The sequence below is a fragment of the Nocardia sp. SSK8 genome, assembly GCF_037034205.1.
Taxonomy (GTDB): domain Bacteria; phylum Actinomycetota; class Actinomycetes; order Mycobacteriales; family Mycobacteriaceae; genus Nocardia.
In genome coordinates this window covers 37,078-54,317 of sequence record NZ_JBAGKD010000012.1, presented here as the reverse complement: position 1 = coordinate 54,317, position 17,240 = coordinate 37,078, and the positions used below count along the sequence as shown (strand labels likewise).

The window sequence follows — 17,240 nt, the reverse complement described above, 5'->3', positions numbered from 1 at the left end:
GGAGTTCTCCGGAACCCCGCGAATGGCTCGGGGGTCGCTCCATTTTCCGGCTGACACGGCGAAGGCCCCGCACGGTGTACGGGGCCTTCGGCGAACGGGATCAGCCGATATAACGCTGCAAGCGGGCGGACAAGCGGGGTTCGAGGGCGCCGTCGGCGTCGACTCGCTCCTCGACATAGGCCAGGTCGCCGCCCTCGACGATGCCGTAGAGGCGTTTGGCGCCGCCGACGACCGCGCCCGACTGGCTGCGGATCACCACGTCGGTGGCCAGCTCCCAGGACGACTGGGTGCGGGCGGTGCCGTAGAACAGTTCGACGATGCCGGAGCTGTGCGTGAGCAGGAGTTCGAGCATCTCGTCGTCACCGTCGGTGCCGACCCGCCAGAAGCCGCTCTCGCGCAGATCGGGGCTCGCGTAGGCGCCCTCGGCGTCGAGTTTCCAGGTCTGCGATTCCCAGGCCAGGTAGTCGCCGCCGTCGTGGGAGACGATGATCTGCTGACCGAAGCGGTAGTCGCCCTCGGTGGGGTGGTTGCCCTCGCCCTCGCCGCGCCACACGCCGACCAGCGGCAGCAGCGCCAGCATCGCGTGGTTCAGATCGGGGCCCTCGCGCAGATTCGCGGTATCGGGCGGCAGCGGCAGGTCCGGCAGCACCGAGATGTTGCGGACACCGGTTTCCTTGGCTCGTTCGGCGGCGACATTGACCGCCTCGTCACCGCTGCGCCGCGGGGCGGCCGCGTCGGTCACGTCACTGGCTTGCTCGGCCGGATCGGAAGATGAGACCACGACCGAAAGTCTAGTCAGCCCGGGCGACGGATACGCAAACGGCCCTGGTAGGAGATCTACCAGGGCCGCTGTGCGGCGGTACTACTTGGCGACCGCGACGTCCACCGAGTGGATGCCCGCGCCCTCGGGGCGGACCTCGGCCGAGCCGTTGCCCGACGAGGACAGCGCGCGCAGGGTCCACGAACCCGGCGCGGCGAAGAAGCGGAAGTCACCGGTGCCGGAGGCGACGACCTCGGCGGTGAAATCACCGTTGCCGTCGAGCAGACGCACGAACGCGCCGCCCACCGGCTGGCCGTCGGTGCTCAGGACACGACCGGTGATGACCGTCTCCTTCTCCACGTCGACGCCGGACGGGATGGCCTGACCCTGGGTAGGTGCTGCACACATGGAATTACGCTCCCAACTCGATAGGTGCACCGACGAGCGAACCGTATTCGGTCCAGCTGCCGTCGTAGTTCTTGACGTTCTGGTGGCCGAGCAGCTCCTGCAGCACGAACCAGGTGTGCGAGGAACGCTCGCCGATGCGGCAGTAGGCGATGGTCTCCTTCTCGCCGTCCAGGCCCGCATCCTTGTAGAGCTCGGCGAGCTCGGCATCGGAACGGAAGGTGCCGTCCTCGTTGGCCGCCTTGCTCCACGGCACGTTGATCGCGCCCGGGATGTGGCCGGGACGCTGGCTCTGCTCCTGCGGCAGGTGCGCGGGAGCGAGGATCTTGCCGGAGAACTCGTCGGGCGAACGCACGTCGACGAGGTTCTTGGTGCCGATGGCCGCGATGACCTCGTCGCGGAAGGCGCGGATCGAGGTGTCGGGGGCGGCGGCCTTGTACTGGGTGGCCGGGCGCGCGACCGCGTCACGCGAGAGCGGACGACCGTCGAGCTCCCACTTCTTGCGGCCGCCGTCGAGCAGCTTGACGTCGTTGTGGCCGTAGAGCTTGAAGTACCAGTACGCGTAGGCGGCGAACCAGTTGTTGTTGCCGCCGTACAGCACGACGGTGTCGTCGTTGCTGATGCCGCGCGCCGAGAGCAGGTCGGAGAACTGCTCCTGGTTCACGAAGTCGCGGCGAACCTGATCCTGCAGGTCGGTCTTCCAGTCGAGGCGAACGGCGCCTTCGATGTGGCCACCCTCGTAGGCGGAGGTGTCCTCGTCGACCTCGACGAAGACGACGCCGGGGGCGTTGAGGTTCTCTTCGGCCCAGTCAACGGAGACCAGGACATCGGAGCGAGCCATGTTGTTCCTTTCAGAGATGACTTGCAGGGGGTCAGTTCGGTGCCGGGGCAGTGGACCGGCGGAAGCGGGCCACCAGCGGATAGATCTGGCAGCCCAGGCAGACCCCGAACGCCGCGTTCAAGAACGCCGCGAACAGGGCGAAGCCGGCGAACACCGCGCCGACGATCGGGGAGCCGAGCGCGAAGCCCAGCAGGGACAGACCGGCGAACGCGAAGCCGAGCGCTTGCGCGAAACGCAGCGGCGGCACTGGCTCGGTCTCGGTGGGCGGACCCAGCCGCGGCGCCACGAACGCCGCGTAGATCCGGCCGTAGGGGTGCTTGGCCGGGCCGCCGGACGCGCCGATCGCGAACACCACGGCCTGCAGGCCGATCAGGATCGCGGCGGCGACGGGGGAGAAGGCGGCGGCGACGAGCACAAGTACCAGCACGCCGGTGGTCACCCAGGCCACGAAGCGTGGCCCGCGGACATCGACACGTGGTGTGGCATCGAGGGAAGTGGTCATGGTGCGAACTCCTGCGCTGAGATGAGTCTGTTGACTTCGGATCTGCCAGTTCGCCGGGGGATCTAGACGATCACTCGCGCGGCGAACAGAGGTCGGCGTCAGGAATCTCGGGAAACGAGATGCCGACCGATCAGCGGCACAGGCAGCAACAACCACCGAGGCGACACAGGTCAACTGTGCGGCGTCGGGTGAGCATCAGCTCGTGGTCGGATTGCACGAGGAGTAGTTTACCCGGTCCGCCCGGGAAATGTCCCGGCCCCCCGGAACCGGGAGTCAGATCACACCGTCAGCGGTTCCAGGGCGGTGCGCAGATCGCCCGCCTTCGGCACGCCGGAGATGCGGAAACGCTCCTTGCCCTCGGCGTCGAAGACGAAGGTCGTGGGCAGCGACAGGACGTTGAGTTCCTTGGCCAGCGCGGGGTCGGCGTCGATGTCGATCTCGATGTCACGCGGGGCGTTCGGGGACTCGGCGAGGTCGGCGGTGACCCCGGCGACCACGCGGCGGACCGCGTCGCACGGGCCGCACCAGTCGGCCGAGAAGTGCAGCACGGCGGGCGCCGAACCGGTGACCCCGGCCGCGCCGAGCAGGCGGGCGCGCTGTTCGGTCTGCGGGTCAAGGGTGGCCGGGCGGACCCGGCCCTGACCGCGCCGCAGCAGCAGCCCGACCACGACGGCGGCCACCACCACGGCGGCGAGAATGGCTAGTTCGATCATCTGCGTTGCAATCGGTCCAGGTCGATGGTGACGTTGCGGCCGATCCCCTCGACGACGATCTGGCCGCCGAGCGCCGACACCTCGGTCGGCGTGACACCGAACGGCAACTCCTTGGTATCGATCGTACGGCTGAAGCGCTCGAGCACCGCCGCCTGATCGGCCTCGGGGATCTCGTTCTTGGTCGTGGTGGTGGTGTCGGTGGGGCCGCTGGTGTCGCGGTAGAAGCCGGTGGCCTGGATGCGGACCTGGTCGCCGTCGAGCAGCAGATCGGCCTGCACCTGCACGGGCACCCGGGTGCTGGTGCTGGACGGGACCACCCCGGTGCCGAGCACGCGGCCGTTGGGGGCGGTGGCCAGCGTGCCGGTGAGCACGAGCGCGCCCGCGGTGGTCATGCCGGAGCCGCCGGAACCGCCGGTGCCGTCGGACTTGTCGGCGGGACGGGTGTGCACCTGCAGGTCGGGGATGCCGAAGAGCCTGCCCAGCTCGGTCGGCTCGATGCGCATGCGGGCGTCGACCCGGTCGACCTGCACATTGCGGGCGGCACCGTCGAGCAGCTGGCCGATCGGGGCGTGCAGGCCGCTGAGGGTGGCCTCCATGCCGATCTCGCCGGGGATGTCCGGGCGCATGCTGCGGGCGCGGATGGTGACCTCGTCGTAGCGGCCGCTCATGGCCTGGGCGGCGAAGGGGAAACCGTGGAAGGTCACTTCGGGGTCGGCCGACAGTTCGGCTCCGGCCCGCAACTGCCGCGACACGTCGTATTCGGTGTAGGCGGCGGCGCCGAAATCGATGACCACCGCCAACCCGGCCAGGCACAGCAGCCCGATGATCAGCTTGCGCATGGGGGTGACTCTATAGCTGCCGACACATCGGCTCGGGCACATGGTGCGAGGTCATGGCCTTCCAGGCGCTAATGTTGCACACGACTGACCTGTGTTTCGGCGACGTAGCTACGCGGCTGCTGTCGTCCGCGACAGCCACGAGATAGGAGGAGAGCCCGGTGGAGCTGCTCCTACTGACCTCCGACCCCAACCCGGACGCGGTGCTGCCGTCGTTGGCGCTGCTGGCGCACAACGTGCGGCCCGCGCCGACCGAGGTGTCCTCGCTGCTGGAGGCGGGTAGCGCCGATGTCGCGCTGGTCGACGCCAGGACCGATCTGGCCGCCGCGCGCGGCCTGTGCAGGCTGCTGGGCAGCACCGGATCCTCGGTGCCGGTGGTCGCGGTGCTCACCGAGGGCGGTCTGGTGGCCGTCAACGCCGACTGGGGCCTGGACGACATCCTGCTGCCCGGCACCGGCCCCGCCGAACTCGACGCGCGCCTGCGGCTGCTGGTCGGCCGTAACGGTGGCGTGGCCAGCCCGGAGAACACCGGCAAGATCACCCTGGGTGAGCTGGTGATCGACGAGGGCACCTACACCGCGCGGCTGCGCGGCCGCCCGCTCGATCTCACCTACAAGGAATTCGAGCTGCTCAAGTACCTCGCCCAGCACGCGGGCCGGGTCTTCACCCGTGCCCAGCTGCTGCAGGAGGTGTGGGGCTACGACTTCTTCGGCGGCACCCGCACCGTCGACGTGCACGTGCGGCGCCTGCGCGCCAAGCTGGGCAGCGAGTACGAGTCGCTGATCGGCACCGTGCGCAATGTCGGCTACAAGGCGGTGCGCCCGGCCCGGACCCCCGCCAAGGGCGATGCGGTGAGCTTCCCGGACGACGATGTCGACAACGACGAGGCGCCGCTGTCACCACCGGTCAACAACGGCAGCGTGTAGCGAGGATGGGCGCAGCAAATCCGACCTGGACCGATCGGGTCGACGAGGACACCGCCGCCCTGGTGCGCGCGCTGCTCGACCGGGCCAAGACCGCCGACGGGGTCGCCCCGGTCTCGGAGCAGGCCGTGCTCTCCCTCGCCGAATCCGACCCGTCGACCCGCCATCTACTCGCCGAGCGCGACGGCGAACTGGTGGGCTACGCGAATCTCGTTGCGGCGCATGACGAACACCCCGCCATGGCCGAAGTCGCCGTCGACCCGGCCGCGCGCCGGGCGGGCATCGGCGCCGAACTCGTCGGCGCCGCGCTGGCCGAGGGCGGCGACGACGCCCGGGTCTGGGCACACGGTGACCTGCCCGCCGCCAAGGCCCTCGCGGCCCGCCTCGGCCTGGCCACCGCCCGCGAACTGTGGCAGATGCGCCGCTCGCTGGCTACCCCGGAGCTACCCGAGCTGACCGTCCCGGACGACCTCGTCCTGCGCACCTACACGGGCCCCGCCGATGACGCCGAACTGTTGCGCGTCAACAACGCCGCCTTCGCCTGGCACCCCGAACAGGGCGGCTGGACCGAGCGCGACATCGCCGCCCGCCGCGCCGAGTCCTGGTTCGACCCGAACGGGCTGTTCCTGGCCTTCGACGCCGCCGATCCCGACCGCCTGCTCGGCTTCCACTGGACCAAGGCCCACCCCGACGCCGCGCCAGCGGGCGAGGTCTACGTGGTGGGCATCGACCCGGCCGCGCAGGGCCGTGGCCTGGGCCGACTGCTCACCCTGGCCGGTCTGCGCCACCTGCACGACACCGGGCTCACCGAGGTGCTGCTCTACACCGAGGCCGACAACACCGCCGCCGTGCGCACCTACACGAAACTCGGCTTCGCCCCGGCGCATGTGGACGTCGCGTACGCCCGCGCGTGAGAGTGCGAGACACCTCACAGCAACGGTGAATTCCGCGTCGTGGCTGAATAACGCGCGGCTGAGCGGGTACCACGCGGTGAAAATAGGGCAAACGTCACATCCGTGATCCTGTTGGCGCCGGGCTGTTCATTCTCCGTTCACCCGCGTCGGGCCAACTGTCAACCGTGCGACCTTACGTTTCTTCTGGGCGGCACAGTCGTCGCCTGATGTGCGCGCTGTCCGCGCCGCGCATCGCCCTACTCGCCCGGGCCGGTGAGGGACCGAGCGAGTTGTCAGCAATGTCGGAGGAAAAGTGAACTTCAAGCGCACCAGCGCCCTGGTCGGCGCCGTCGCCGTCGGCGCGATGACCCTGGCCGCCTGTGGCAGCGATGACAACAGCACCGCGGGCGGCACCGTCGCCAACACCAACATCGAATGTGGTGGCAAGCAGGCACTCAAGGCTTCGGGTGCCTCCTCGCAGAAGAACGCCATGGAGCGCTTCGTCGCCGCGTACGAGACCAACTGCGACGGCTTCACCCTCAACTACACCTCGTCCGGTTCGGGCGCTGGTGTCAACGAGTTCATCGGCGGCCAGACCGATTTCGGTGGCTCCGACTCCCCGCTGAGCTCCAAGAAGGACGAGCCCGCCAAGGCCCAGGACCGCTGCGGCGCCCCGGCGTGGAACCTGCCGACCGTCTTCGGCCCGATCGCCATCACCTACAACATCGACGGCGTCACCGACCTGGTGCTCGACGGCCCGACCGCCGCCAAGATCTTCAACGGCTCGGTCGCCACCTGGGACGCCCCGGAGATCAAGGCGCTCAACCCGAACGCGACGCTGCCGTCGGAGAAGATCGCCGTGATCTTCCGCTCCGACGAGTCCGGCACCACCGACAACTTCCAGCTCTACCTCGACGCGGCCTCCGACGGCGCGTGGGGCAAGGGCGGTGGCAAGACCTTCAACGGTGGCGTCGGCGAGGGTGCCAAGGGCAACGAGGGCACCTCGGCCGCCATCGCCAGCACCAAGAACTCGATCACCTACAACGAGTGGTCCTTCGCCAAGGCGCAGAACCTCTCGATCGCCCAGATCATCACCTCGGCCAGCAAGGACCCGGTCGCCCTGTCGGCCGAGACCGCCGCGGCCTCGATCGACGGCGTGAAGATCAAGGGCGAGGGCAACGACCTGGTGCTCGACACCAGCTCGTTCTACAAGCCCACCGCCGCGGGCGCGTACCCGATCATGATGGCGACCTACGAGATCGTCTGCTCGAAGTACGCCAACGCCGACACCAGCAAGGCTGTCAAGGCGTTCCTGACCTCGGTCGTCACCAACGGCCAGAGCGGACTCGCCGACTCGGGTTACGTGCCCCTGCCGGACGCGTTCAAGACCAAGCTGACCACCGCGATCGACGCCATCTCCTGAGATCGCCGAATCGGCCATGACCATGCACCCCGAGGTGACCGCGCCGGGCTCGTCGAATTCGACGGGCCCGCGGGCGGCCGGAGATACTGCGACTATGCCCGAACCGAAAATCGACAAGACCCCGGATGCGGGTCGTACCGGTCGTATCAATGCCGAGACGATCTTTCGGTGGATGGCCACCGCGGCGGGCGCGACGATCGTCGCGGCCATCGCGTTGATCGCGTTGTTCCTGCTGATCCGCGCGGTCCCCTCGCTCATGGCCAACGAAGCGAACTTCTTCACCAGCACCGAGTTCGCCACCGGTGACGCGAACAACCTGCGGTTCGGTATCCGCGACCTGTTCATGGTCACCGTGCTGAGCTCGATCTTCGCGCTGGTGGTGGCGGTGCCGATCGGCGTCGGCATCGCGCTGTTCCTGACCCACTACGCGCCCTCGCGGCTCGGCAAGCCGTTCACGATGCTGATCGACCTGCTGGCCGCGGTGCCCTCGATCGTGTTCGGTCTGTGGGGCTTCCTCGTGCTCGCGCCGCAGATCGCGCCGGTGCAGGAGTTCCTCAACGAGAAGCTCGGCTGGTTCTTCCTGTTCTCGCACACCGAGGGCGGGATCTCGATCAGCGGCGGTGGCACGATCTTCACCGCCGGTGTGGTCCTGTCGGTGATGATCCTGCCGATCATCACCTCGGTCGCGCGCGAGGTCTTCGCGCTGACGCCGCGCGCCCACATCGAGGCCGCGCAGGCCCTGGGCGCCACCAAGTGGGAAGTCGTGCGGATGACCGTGCTGCCCTACGGGCGCAGCGGCGTGATCGCGGGTTCCATGCTCGGCCTCGGCCGCGCCCTCGGTGAGACGATCGCGGTCCTGGTCGTGCTGCGCGTCGCGGCGGTGCCCGGGGAGTGGTCGCTGTTCGACGGCGGCTACACCTTCGCCTCCAAGATCGCCTCGGCGGCCTCGGAGTTCAGCTCCCCGCTGCCGACCGGCGCCTACATCGCCGCCGGCTTCGTTCTCTTCGCGCTGACCTTCCTCGTCAACGCGCTGGCCCGCCTGGCCTCCGGCGGAAAGGTGAACGGCTGATGGCCACCACGACGCTGCTCGACAAGCCGGTCAAGGCGCCGACGTTCCGTCACGTCAGCACCGCACGGCGGGTCAAGAACAACCTCGCGACCGCGCTGGTCACCACCTGCTTCGTGATCGCGCTGATCCCGCTGGCCTGGGTGCTGTGGCTGGTGGTCAGCAAGGGCATCACCGCGATCCTCAGCGCGGACTGGTGGTTCAACTCGCAGAAGGGCATCCTGCCCGACCAGACCGGTGGCGGTGTGTACCACGCCATCTACGGCACCATCGTGCAGTCGGCGATGGCCTCGGTGATCGCGGTGCCGCTGGGCATCATGGCCGCGGTCTACCTGGTCGAATACGGGCGCGGCAAGCTCGCCAAGGTCACCACCTTCATGGTCGACATCCTCGCCGGTGTGCCCTCGATCGTGGCCGCGCTGTTCATCTTCGCGCTCTGGATCGCCACCCTCGGCATGCCGCAGAGCTCCTTCGCCGTCTCGCTGGCGCTGGTGCTGCTGATGCTGCCGGTGGTCGTGCGCAGCACCGAGGAGATGCTCAAGCTGGTGCCCGACGAGCTGCGCGAGGCCTCCTACGCGCTCGGTGTGCCGAAGTGGAAGACCATCGTGCGCATCGTCATCCCGACCGCCGCGCCCGGCATGATCAGCGGCATCCTGCTCTCGGTCGCCCGCGTGATGGGCGAGACCGCGCCGGTGCTGGTGCTGGTCGGCTACAGCAAGTCGATCAACCAGAACATCTTCGACGGCAATATGGCCTCGCTGCCGCTGATGATGTACCAGGAGCTGGCCAACCCGGAGGCCGCGGGCCGCGAACGAGTCTGGGGTGCGGCGCTCACGCTGATCCTGATCATCGCGGTGCTGTACCTGGCCGCCGCCGGTGTCAACAAGCTGCTCACCCGCAACCGATAGAAGCGAACGGACAACTCCCATGGCCAAGCGGATCGACGTCAAAGATCTGAACATCTACTACGGCAGTTTCCACGCCGTGTCGAGCGTGGACCTGACCGTGCTGCCGCGCAGCGTCACCGCCTTCATCGGTCCGTCGGGTTGCGGCAAGTCCACCGTGCTGCGCTCGCTCAACCGCATGCACGAGGTGACCCCGAACGCGCGCGTCGAGGGCGCGGTGCTGCTCGACGGCGAGGACATCTACGGCTCGGCCATCGACCCGGTCGGTGTCCGCCGCACCATCGGCATGGTCTTCCAGCGCCCGAATCCGTTCCCCACCATGTCGATTCGCGACAATGTGGTGGCCGGGCTGAAGTTGCAGGGCGTGCGCAACAAGAAGGAACTCGACGAGGTCGCCGAGCGCTCGCTGCGCGGGGCCAACCTGTGGAACGAGGTCAAGGACCGGCTCGACAAGCCCGGCGGTGGCCTGTCCGGCGGTCAGCAGCAGCGTCTGTGCATCGCCCGCGCCATCGCGGTCTCGCCCGACGTGCTGCTGATGGACGAGCCGTGTTCGGCGCTGGACCCGATCTCCACGCTGGCGATCGAGGACCTGATCACCGAACTCAAGAAGGAGTTCACGATCGTCATCGTCACCCACAACATGCAGCAGGCCGCGCGCGTGAGTGACCAGACCGGCTTCTTCAACCTCGAGGCGCAGGGCAAGCCCGGCAAGCTCATCGAGATCGACGACACCGAGAAGATCTTCTCCAACCCCACCCAGCGCGCCACGGAGGACTACATCTCCGGCCGCTTCGGCTAGCTGTCCCGCCTCCCCGCGACTTCAGGCCAGACTGAGGCGCGGGGAGGTTTGCGTTGGCGGCAAGACTGTGGATGTGGGTGGGTTCGCTCGTACCCGGTGAGTTACCCATGTTCGTGCGAGTTCAGTGCGCAAGCAGCAAAAGGCCCGGGCGATTGCACGGGCCTTTTTGCGCGTGTGCGTCAGTTCTCCAGGTCCTCGTCGGACGGCAGCACGCCGGTGACCAGGAAGATCACCCGACGGCCGATCTCCACGGCGTGGTCGGCGAAGCGCTCGTAGTAGCGGCCGAGCAGGGTGACGTCGACGGCGGAGGCCACGCCGTATTTCCACTCGCGGTCCATCAGCAGGGTGAACAGGTGACGGTGCAGGTCGTCCATCGCCTCGTCGTCCTGGTTGAGCTGGGCGGCGCGCTCGGGATCACGGGTCTCGAGCACCTCCTTGGCGCCCGCGCCCATGTTCACCGCGATCCGGCCCATCTCGGCGAAGTAGCCGTTGACCGACTCCGGCAGCGTGTGGTTGGGGTGGCGGCGACGGGTCACCTTGGCGACGTGCAGCGCCAGCGCGCCCATCCGGTTCACATCGTTGACGATCTGGATCGCGCTCACCACCTGCCGCAGATCGCCCGCCACGGGCGCCTGCAGGGCCAGCAGCGCGAAGGCCTTCTCCTCGGCCTCGCTGATCATCACCGAGATCCGGTCCTGCTCCCCGATCACCTGCTCGGCCAGCGTGAGGTCGGCCTGCAGCAGCGACTGGGTGGCCCGTTCCATCGCCTGGCCGGCGAGACCGGCCATCTCGCCGAGGAGGTTGGCGAGATCGGCCATCTGCTCGTTGTAGATCACACGCATGAAAGCTGACCCTAGTGGGTACCAGCAGCGCTGTCACCCAACGCCGGGTTAATGGCGCATGGCGTCGTGGCTGCTCAATCGCAGCTGGTGTCGGCCGCGTTCATGTGCTCGAGATCCGAGGGCAGGGCCACCGGGGCGGCGGTGATCGGCTCGCCGGAGGTGGCGCCGGTGATCTCGGTGCCGACCGAGGTGGGGTTGCGGACCGTACCGGCAAAATTCTCGCCGAGGACCAAGTCGACGATGCCGCCTTCGAGATCGTCGGCACGCTCGATCGTGGCGCCAGGGATCGCGCTCGCGACGGTGGCGGCCTCAGCCTCGTTACCGTCGGCGTAACGGACCTTTGTGGTCTCGCTGCTGCCGAGGGCGTAATTGCCCACGTGGTAGATGCCGAAACCTTCGGCCCCGAGCCGGTTGGCTGTCTGCCTGGCGACACCGCCGAGGCCGGAGCCGTTGGATACGCGCACCGAGACCGAACCGGGGCTTACCGCGTAGATCTTGGGCGCCTCGGTGGCGGGGGCGGGGGCGGTCGATGAGGTGATCGGCGGGGCTGTCTCCTCGCCGGGCAGCGGCTGGTCGTCGATGATCGCGCGGAAGATCGCCTTGATGTCGGATTCGCGCGGGATCTCGTTGCCGTAGGTGGTGGTGCCCGCGGTCGGCGCGGTGATGAAGGTGACCGCGCCCGCGCTCACCTTCTGCAGCGAGCGGCCGAGCAGAATCAGGTCCTGGGTCTCTACGCGGTCGACGAAGGTGTAATTGCGGAAGGCCTCCACGAAGCCTTGCAGCTTGCCTGGATCGAGCATCACCTTGCTCGACAGCGCCCCGCGCAGTAGAGCTGACAGGAACTGCTGCTGACGATGGATGCGGTCGTAGTCGCTGCGTTCCTCGCCGACCACGTGTCGTGCACGTACGTAGTTCAACGCGGTCTTCCCATCGATGACCTGGCGACCGGACGTCTCGAGCACGGTGCCGAGCACACCGTCGATGATCGGCTTGGTGGAGCAGACCTCGACACCATCGATGTGATCGACCATGGCCTCGAACCCGGCGAAATCGATGCCGATGAAATGGCCGATGTTCAGGCCCGACATCTTGCGCACCACGTCGACCAGGCAGCGCGGCCCGCCTACGGCATAGACGGCATTGAGCTTATCGCCGATGAATGGGGCGACCTTTTCTTCGGTGTTTACGCCCTTGTCGTTGTCCCAGGCGTTGCACTGCGGCCGGGAGACATCCAGATCACGCGGGAACGACACGACGACCACCCGCGAACGGTTCTCCGGGATGTGCACCAGCATGACCGTGTCGGCGCGCGCACCCTCTGCGTCCTCGGTGGTTCCCGCGCCGACGTTGGCATTGAGGCCGGCGCGCGTGTCGGTGCCGACGATCAGATAATTCTCGTCACCGAGTTGTAGGTCACCGTCGAGGACATCGTCGGTGGAGCCGTCCAGCGCCGAGACCTGGGTGAAGCCGTTGTTGGTGGCCTGCAGATAACTCCAGCCGCCACCGGTGATGACCAGGGCGAGCACCGCCATGAAGGTCAGCGAGACCCGGCCCGCCATGCGTAGCTGCCTGCGGCGGTGTCCGTCGGCGCCGGAGCGGTCGGCACCGCCGGGACGCTTGGGCGGGTCGGCGGGGGCCGTCTTGGCCGGTCTGGCCCGCTTGGGCGGCGCGGTGCTGTCGGTGATGGCGGGCAGGATGTCGGTGACCGGGTCGGTCGGGTCGTTGACCACGCCGACGGGCAGCGCGGTGGTCGCGGTGCGGTCGGCGGGGGAGGGGGCCGTGCCCGCGATGTCCTCGGCGACCGGCGACGGTTCGGTGCGCGGCGCGATATCGGCGCGCGGGGTGGGGCGGGGGGCCTGTTCGCGGGCGCGGCGGCCCGCGCGGGAGGTGGGCTCGGGTCCGGGGGCCGGGCGGCGGCGCCGGGTGCGTTCGCTGTCGACGCGGTCGACGAGATCCTGCACGGTCAGCGGCGCGGAACCGGAGTCCGGGCTCGCGTCCGCGTGCCGGGACCGTCTGCCGGTGCTCTCGGTCTCGGTGGGTTCTGCCGTGGGGTAGCGCTCCCAGGGGGCGCGACCTCCGGACCTGGGCGTACGCCCGCGCCGATCGTCACCCACCAACGAACCTCACTTCTCACTCTGGCGCAGCCTGCGCGTCATCGGCCCGGCTCCGGTCGGGCCGGAGAGGAACGATGTCCGCAATGATAACGATTCCGCCACGAGAGGCCACTCCTGTGCGCAAACGAACCGCTGGCGATCTCGTTGCGCACCGATGACTTTTCCCGCGCGACCTGGGCGGGTTTCAGCCGCCGCTGTGCATCACATCGGCCGCGGTCGGCACGGTGTCGTCCTCGGGATCGTCGAGCCAGCCCTCCGGCAGCACCACCTTGGTCTGCGGCGAGCCCTGGCGGCCGCGGGGGCCGAGCGCGTCGGTGGGGAAGGGCACGGCCGGATCGAGCTGGGCCACCAGCTCCTCGATCTGGGACAGCCGCGAGACGGTGGCGAAGCTGCGGCGCAGCTGCGAGCCGACCGGGAAGCCCATCAGGTACCAGGCCATGTGCTTGCGGATATCGCGCATGGCCTTGTCCTCGCCGTCGTGCTCGGTGAGCAGGGTGGCGTGGCGCACCAGGATCTCGCCGACCCGGCCCAGGGTGGGCCCCGCCGGGATCGGCTCGCCGCGCAGGGCGGCACTGAGCTCAGCGAACAGCCACGGGCGGCCCAGGCAGCCGCGCCCGACGACCACGCCGTCGCAGCCGGTCTCCGACATCATCCGCAGCGCGTCCTCGGCGGTGAAGATGTCACCGTTGCCGAGCACTGGGATGGTGGTGACGGCTTCCTTGAGCCGGGCGATGGCCGACCAGTCGGCCGCGCCGGAGTACAGCTGGGCGGCGGTGCGCGCGTGCAGGGCGACCGCGGCCGCGCCCTCGGCCTCGGCGATGCGGCCGGTGTCGAGGTAGGTGTGGTGGTCGTCGTCGATGCCGATGCGGAACTTGAACGTCACCGGCACGCCCGCCGGTTCGGCCGCCGCGACCATCTCGCGCACGATATTGGCGAAGAGCCTGCGCTTGTAGGGCAGCGCGGAGCCGCCGCCGAGCCGGGTGACCTTGCGCACCGGGCAGCCCAGATTCAGGTCGATGTGATCGGCCCAGCCCTCGCCGACCACGATGCGCACCGCTTCACCGAGCGTCTTGGGGTCGACGCCGTAGAGCTGCATCGAGCGCGGATGCTCGTCCGCGTCGAAGGCCATCATGTGCAGCGTCTTCTCGTTGCGCTCCACCACCGCCCGCGCGGTGATCATCTCGCAGACGTAAATAGCGGTGTCACTGCCGAATTCTCGGCAGAGTTTGCGGAACGCGAGATTGGTGATGCCCGCCATCGGTGCGAGCACGACCGGCGGATCGACCGCGTACGGCCCGATCCGCAGCGCCGCGGGGGCCTGGGGCATCGTGATAGTCACGCACGCCATTGTCTCATTGCCCGAGGTAGCAGCCGAAATTACCCGCGTACCGTCCGTCACACCGAGCAGGGGACGCGTCGCCGCTGATCGGTGTCGCGGCCCGACCTGGCCCAGCGAGCGCTTCGGCGGCGAAAACCAGCCGGTGTGATCGATATCGCCCGTGGGCCCGTTTTCGGGGTTTGCGCTGCTCCTGAGCGCCGCGGCGACCGGAAATACCTGGGACGCGATGTCTCGATCCGGGTCGGTCGTCAGTAGCCTGTGTCTGCCGACACCTCCGTAATCGAAAGCGACTAGCCATGCCCGACAGCACCGAAGGCGCCACCGACTTGACGAAGAAGGCCGAGCAGACCGAGCCGCGGAAGGGCACCGTCGCGCTGCGGGTCTCCTCGCTGATCGGGGGTGGCGTGATCGCCGTGCTCGCGATCATCGCCCTCGTGCTCGGCGTGCTGCTCGGTTCCGCGCGCTCGGAGCTGTCCGACCGCGACGCGCAGGCCGCCGACAACGCCAAGGCCGAGCAGATCGCCCTGGACTACGCCGTGGGCTCGGGCAACGTGAACTACCAGGACTACAACGCCTGGCTCACCAACCTCAAGGCCAACACGTCCAAGCCCGTCGCCGACAAGTTCGACGCCGCCAGCCCGAAGCTCGAGCAGATCCTCGCGGTGCTCAAGTGGACCTCCGCCGCCACCCCGATCACCGCCAAGGTGATCTCGCAGGAGGGCGAGGTCTACCGGGTCGACGCGTTCATCGACGTGAGCACCACCAACGCCCAGAACCCCGAGCCGCAGCGCAACACCGTGCTGTTCACCATCACCGTGGACGCGGGCCAGGACTGGAAGATCACCGATGTCGGCGGCACCGACAGCATGCTGCCGGTGAAGTAACCCCCCGCGACACCGAACGCCGCCCGCCGATCACTCGGCGGGCGGCGTTCGTCGTCGGTGGGGCTAGACGCCCGCCAGCTCGCGCTTCTTGGCCTCGCGGGCCAGCATCTTGTCGCGCTGCTCCTCGAACTTGAGGACGTCCTGGCCCAGCTTGTCCAGGAACCCGGCCAGCCGCTCCCGGGTGGCCTCGCCGCGGGCGGTGAAGTCGGTCCGCTCGAAGACGTTCCACTTCTTGAGCACCGGCTGCACCACCTCTTCGAGGTGCTGACGCAGGTCGTAGATGCCGTGCTTGGCCATCAGCACGCCGTTGCGCCGGAAGTTCGGCATGCCAGCGCCGGGCATCTGGAAGTTCTCGACGATCAGCGAGATGGCCTCGATCGCCTGGTCGGGGCTCAGGTCAAGGGCCGCGCCGCACAGGTTGCGGTAGAAGATCATGTGCAGGTTCTCGTCGGCGGCGACGCGCTGCAGCATGCGGTCGGCGATCGGGTCGTCGCACACCTTGCCGGTGTTGCGGTGACTCACGCGGGTGGCCAGCTCCTGGAAGGTCACGTAGGCGACCGAGTGCAGGAAGCCCGCGTCCACCTCGGCGGGGGAGGCGAAGCCGTTGGTCATGTGGATCATCCGGGCGTTCTCCAGCGCGACCGGATCCACGCCGCGGGTGACCACCAGGTAATCGCGCATCACGATGCCGTGGCGGTTCTCCTCGGCGGTCCAGCGGCCGACCCAGGTGCCCCAGGCGCCGTCCTGGGAGAAGTTCTCGGCGATCTCACGGTGGTAGGACGGCAGATTGTCCTCGGTGAGCAGGTTGGTGATCATGGCCGCCTTGGCGACCTCGCTGAGCTTGGACTGCTCCGGATCCCAGTCGATGCCGCCCATGGCCGCGAAGTTGCGGCCCTCGTCCCACGGGACGTAGTCGTGCGGGTGCCATTCCTTGGCCAGCGACAGGTGCCGGTTGACGTTTTCCTCGGCAACCGGCTCCAACTCCGTGAGCAGTTCGAGTTGAGTCAGATCCCTTGCCATGTAAAAACCCTTCGCTGTCGTGCTTGCGGTCGAACCTCGCGATGCGGCCATACCTTACGGCACCGTAGGTGTGATGCGAAACATTGTCGTGCGCGGCCACATCGTCGGCAGATGCCGGTTGGTCTTGCTGACGAGTGTAGGTGTACGGCCCGCAGCGTAGGGACTATCGCTGCGGGCCGCGGGGTGTTAGCGCTTGCCGCCGAGCAGGCCGCCGAGCACGCTGCCCAGCGCTCCGCCCGCGTTCTTGGACAGGGCGTCGCCGATCATCCCGCCCAGTCCGCCGGTCGACCCGGCGCCGCCGAGCAGCCCGCCCAGCAGGTCGCCCAGACCGCCGCCGGAGGCCTGCGGCTGGGTCTGCGGGGCCGGTGCGGACCCGCCGCCGGTGAGCTGCTTGGCCAGGTAGGCCAGCACGATGGGGGCCAGGATCGGCAGCAGCTTGCCGATCAGGTCGTTGCCGCCGGTCTCGCCGGTGGCGCCCAGCGCGCTGATGACGGTGTTCTTCTCCGTGCCGAAGACGTTGTCGACGATCTTCGCGCCGTCGGCCACGTCGACCTGGTTCAGATCCACCGCGCCCGCGCCTTCGACCAGGCCGCCGTGCTGGTCGAGTGCGCCCAGTAGCGACGCGGCGCCCTGCGGTTCGGCCGCGTTGGCCTGCAGGCCGCCCAGCAGCGTCGGCAGGGCCGCCTGCACGGCGGTGGTCGCGGTCGCCTGGTCGACGCCGAGCTGGTCGGCGATCTGGGCGATGGGAACTTGGGAGAGCAAATCGTCGAAAGAGGTCATCGGCTCCGCCTGGGTAGAGGGGTGCCCGGTAGTGCCCGGGTCGCGCCCAGGGTATCCGTGGTGCCCCCTGTAGGACTCGAACCTACGACCTAGTGATTAAAAGTCACCAGCTCTACCAACTGAGCTAAAGGGGCGCGGTGGGGAGTCTAGCGGACGTCGCGCCGGAGGGCCGAATAGCCGTCTTCCGGTGCCGTC

General features: G+C 68.5%; 18 protein-coding genes and 1 tRNA gene. 7 read left to right on the top strand and 12 right to left on the bottom strand.

Annotation, left to right across the window (positions count from 1 at the left end; translation table 11 throughout):
- Window positions 1-100: 100 nt before the first annotated feature.
- From WA675_RS21205 to WA675_RS21180, 6 genes are all read right to left on the bottom strand, one after another.
- On the bottom strand, window positions 101-781 hold the full coding sequence (locus tag WA675_RS21205; RefSeq protein WP_336086450.1) for an FABP family protein: 681 nt from the start codon (window positions 779-781) through the stop codon (window positions 101-103).
- A gap of 81 nt (window positions 782-862) precedes the next feature.
- A complete protein-coding gene (locus WA675_RS21200) occupies window positions 863-1,168 on the bottom strand; it encodes a DUF1416 domain-containing protein (RefSeq protein WP_336086448.1) in 306 nt (101 codons plus the stop codon).
- Between the two features lie 4 nt (window positions 1,169-1,172).
- On the bottom strand, window positions 1,173-2,006 hold the full coding sequence (locus WA675_RS21195; protein WP_336086446.1) for a sulfurtransferase: 834 nt from the start codon (window positions 2,004-2,006) through the stop codon (window positions 1,173-1,175).
- Between the two features lie 31 nt (window positions 2,007-2,037).
- Window positions 2,038-2,508, bottom strand: coding sequence for a DUF4395 domain-containing protein (locus WA675_RS21190; RefSeq protein ID WP_336086444.1), 471 nt, complete (start codon window positions 2,506-2,508; stop codon window positions 2,038-2,040).
- A 278-nt stretch (window positions 2,509-2,786) separates the two neighbouring features.
- On the bottom strand, window positions 2,787-3,221 hold the full coding sequence (locus WA675_RS21185) for a thioredoxin family protein (protein WP_336086442.1): 435 nt from the start codon (window positions 3,219-3,221) through the stop codon (window positions 2,787-2,789).
- Window positions 3,218-4,060, bottom strand: coding sequence for an LmeA family phospholipid-binding protein (locus tag WA675_RS21180; protein WP_336086441.1), 843 nt, complete (start codon window positions 4,058-4,060; stop codon window positions 3,218-3,220). Before WA675_RS21180 ends, WA675_RS21185 begins: the two co-directional genes overlap by 4 nt.
- A gap of 158 nt (window positions 4,061-4,218) precedes the next feature.
- Here WA675_RS21180 and WA675_RS21175 point away from each other — a divergent pair, with 158 nt between their 5' ends.
- From WA675_RS21175 to pstB, 6 genes are all read left to right on the top strand, one after another.
- Window positions 4,219-4,983, top strand: coding sequence for a winged helix-turn-helix transcriptional regulator (locus tag WA675_RS21175; RefSeq protein ID WP_336086439.1), 765 nt, complete (start codon window positions 4,219-4,221; stop codon window positions 4,981-4,983).
- A gap of 5 nt (window positions 4,984-4,988) precedes the next feature.
- Window positions 4,989-5,894, top strand: a complete 906-nt coding sequence (mshD, locus tag WA675_RS21170; RefSeq protein WP_336086437.1) for a mycothiol synthase — start codon at window positions 4,989-4,991, stop codon at window positions 5,892-5,894.
- Between the two features lie 292 nt (window positions 5,895-6,186).
- On the top strand, window positions 6,187-7,296 hold the full coding sequence (gene pstS / locus WA675_RS21165; protein WP_336086435.1) for a phosphate ABC transporter substrate-binding protein PstS: 1,110 nt from the start codon (window positions 6,187-6,189) through the stop codon (window positions 7,294-7,296).
- Window positions 7,297-7,390: 94 nt separating this feature from the next.
- Entirely contained in the window at window positions 7,391-8,365 is a 975-nt protein-coding gene (pstC, locus tag WA675_RS21160; protein ID WP_336086433.1) for a phosphate ABC transporter permease subunit PstC, read from the top strand.
- Window positions 8,365-9,270 (top strand): phosphate ABC transporter permease PstA, encoded by a 906-nt coding sequence (gene pstA, locus WA675_RS21155; protein ID WP_336086431.1) that lies wholly within the window; start codon window positions 8,365-8,367, stop codon window positions 9,268-9,270. Before pstC ends, pstA begins: the two co-directional genes overlap by 1 nt.
- 19 nt (window positions 9,271-9,289) lie before the next feature.
- Window positions 9,290-10,066: a phosphate ABC transporter ATP-binding protein PstB gene (pstB, locus tag WA675_RS21150; RefSeq protein WP_336086429.1), complete on the top strand. Its 777-nt coding sequence runs from the start codon at window positions 9,290-9,292 to the stop codon at window positions 10,064-10,066.
- Window positions 10,067-10,245: 179 nt separating this feature from the next.
- Here pstB and phoU read toward each other — a convergent pair whose 3' ends face one another.
- From phoU to dusB, 3 genes are all read right to left on the bottom strand, one after another.
- Window positions 10,246-10,908, bottom strand: a complete 663-nt coding sequence (gene phoU / locus WA675_RS21145) for a phosphate signaling complex protein PhoU (protein ID WP_278264710.1) — start codon at window positions 10,906-10,908, stop codon at window positions 10,246-10,248.
- A 74-nt stretch (window positions 10,909-10,982) separates the two neighbouring features.
- Window positions 10,983-13,022 carry an LCP family protein gene (locus tag WA675_RS21140; protein ID WP_336086428.1) on the bottom strand — a complete coding sequence of 680 codons (2,040 nt, stop codon included), beginning with the start codon at window positions 13,020-13,022 and terminating at the stop codon, window positions 10,983-10,985.
- Window positions 13,023-13,206: 184 nt separating this feature from the next.
- Window positions 13,207-14,370 (bottom strand): tRNA dihydrouridine synthase DusB, encoded by a 1,164-nt coding sequence (gene dusB / locus WA675_RS21135; protein WP_442945688.1) that lies wholly within the window; start codon window positions 14,368-14,370, stop codon window positions 13,207-13,209.
- A 287-nt stretch (window positions 14,371-14,657) separates the two neighbouring features.
- On the opposite strand from dusB, the gene WA675_RS21130 reads away from it, so the two are divergent.
- Window positions 14,658-15,245, top strand: coding sequence for a hypothetical protein (locus WA675_RS21130; protein WP_336086427.1), 588 nt, complete (start codon window positions 14,658-14,660; stop codon window positions 15,243-15,245).
- Window positions 15,246-15,308: 63 nt separating this feature from the next.
- Here WA675_RS21130 and WA675_RS21125 read toward each other — a convergent pair whose 3' ends face one another.
- The 3 genes from WA675_RS21125 to WA675_RS21115 all read right to left on the bottom strand — a co-directional run bounded on the left by WA675_RS21125 (window position 15,309) and on the right by WA675_RS21115 (window position 17,179).
- Window positions 15,309-16,265, bottom strand: a complete 957-nt coding sequence (locus tag WA675_RS21125; RefSeq protein ID WP_336086426.1) for an acyl-ACP desaturase — start codon at window positions 16,263-16,265, stop codon at window positions 15,309-15,311.
- A gap of 186 nt (window positions 16,266-16,451) precedes the next feature.
- Window positions 16,452-17,045, bottom strand: coding sequence for a DUF937 domain-containing protein (locus WA675_RS21120; protein ID WP_336086424.1), 594 nt, complete (start codon window positions 17,043-17,045; stop codon window positions 16,452-16,454).
- A 58-nt stretch (window positions 17,046-17,103) separates the two neighbouring features.
- Window positions 17,104-17,179: transfer RNA gene (locus WA675_RS21115), tRNA-Lys, on the bottom strand.
- Window positions 17,180-17,240 lie beyond the last annotated feature (61 nt).

What these genes read in the sequence shown, in the direction of transcription:
- WA675_RS21200 (WP_336086448.1), bottom strand. Translation starts at nt 1,168, where the DNA reads ATGTGTGCAGCACCTACCCAGGGTCAGGCCATCCCGTCCGGCGTCGAC.
- WA675_RS21195 (WP_336086446.1), bottom strand. Translation starts at nt 2,006, where the DNA reads ATGGCTCGCTCCGATGTCCTGGTCTCCGTTGACTGGGCCGAAGAGAAC.
- WA675_RS21190 (WP_336086444.1), bottom strand. Translation starts at nt 2,508, where the DNA reads ATGACCACTTCCCTCGATGCCACACCACGTGTCGATGTCCGCGGGCCA.
- WA675_RS21185 (WP_336086442.1), bottom strand. Translation starts at nt 3,221, where the DNA reads ATGATCGAACTAGCCATTCTCGCCGCCGTGGTGGTGGCCGCCGTCGTG.
- WA675_RS21180 (WP_336086441.1), bottom strand. Translation starts at nt 4,060, where the DNA reads ATGCGCAAGCTGATCATCGGGCTGCTGTGCCTGGCCGGGTTGGCGGTG.
- mshD (WP_336086437.1), top strand. Translation starts at nt 4,989, where the DNA reads ATGGGCGCAGCAAATCCGACCTGGACCGATCGGGTCGACGAGGACACC.
- pstC (WP_336086433.1), top strand. Translation starts at nt 7,391, where the DNA reads ATGCCCGAACCGAAAATCGACAAGACCCCGGATGCGGGTCGTACCGGT.
- pstA (WP_336086431.1), top strand. Translation starts at nt 8,365, where the DNA reads ATGGCCACCACGACGCTGCTCGACAAGCCGGTCAAGGCGCCGACGTTC.
- pstB (WP_336086429.1), top strand. Translation starts at nt 9,290, where the DNA reads ATGGCCAAGCGGATCGACGTCAAAGATCTGAACATCTACTACGGCAGT.
- phoU (WP_278264710.1), bottom strand. Translation starts at nt 10,908, where the DNA reads ATGCGTGTGATCTACAACGAGCAGATGGCCGATCTCGCCAACCTCCTC.
- dusB (WP_442945688.1), bottom strand. Translation starts at nt 14,370, where the DNA reads ATGGCGTGCGTGACTATCACGATGCCCCAGGCCCCCGCGGCGCTGCGG.
- WA675_RS21130 (WP_336086427.1), top strand. Translation starts at nt 14,658, where the DNA reads ATGCCCGACAGCACCGAAGGCGCCACCGACTTGACGAAGAAGGCCGAG.
- WA675_RS21125 (WP_336086426.1), bottom strand. Translation starts at nt 16,265, where the DNA reads ATGGCAAGGGATCTGACTCAACTCGAACTGCTCACGGAGTTGGAGCCG.
- WA675_RS21120 (WP_336086424.1), bottom strand. Translation starts at nt 17,045, where the DNA reads ATGACCTCTTTCGACGATTTGCTCTCCCAAGTTCCCATCGCCCAGATC.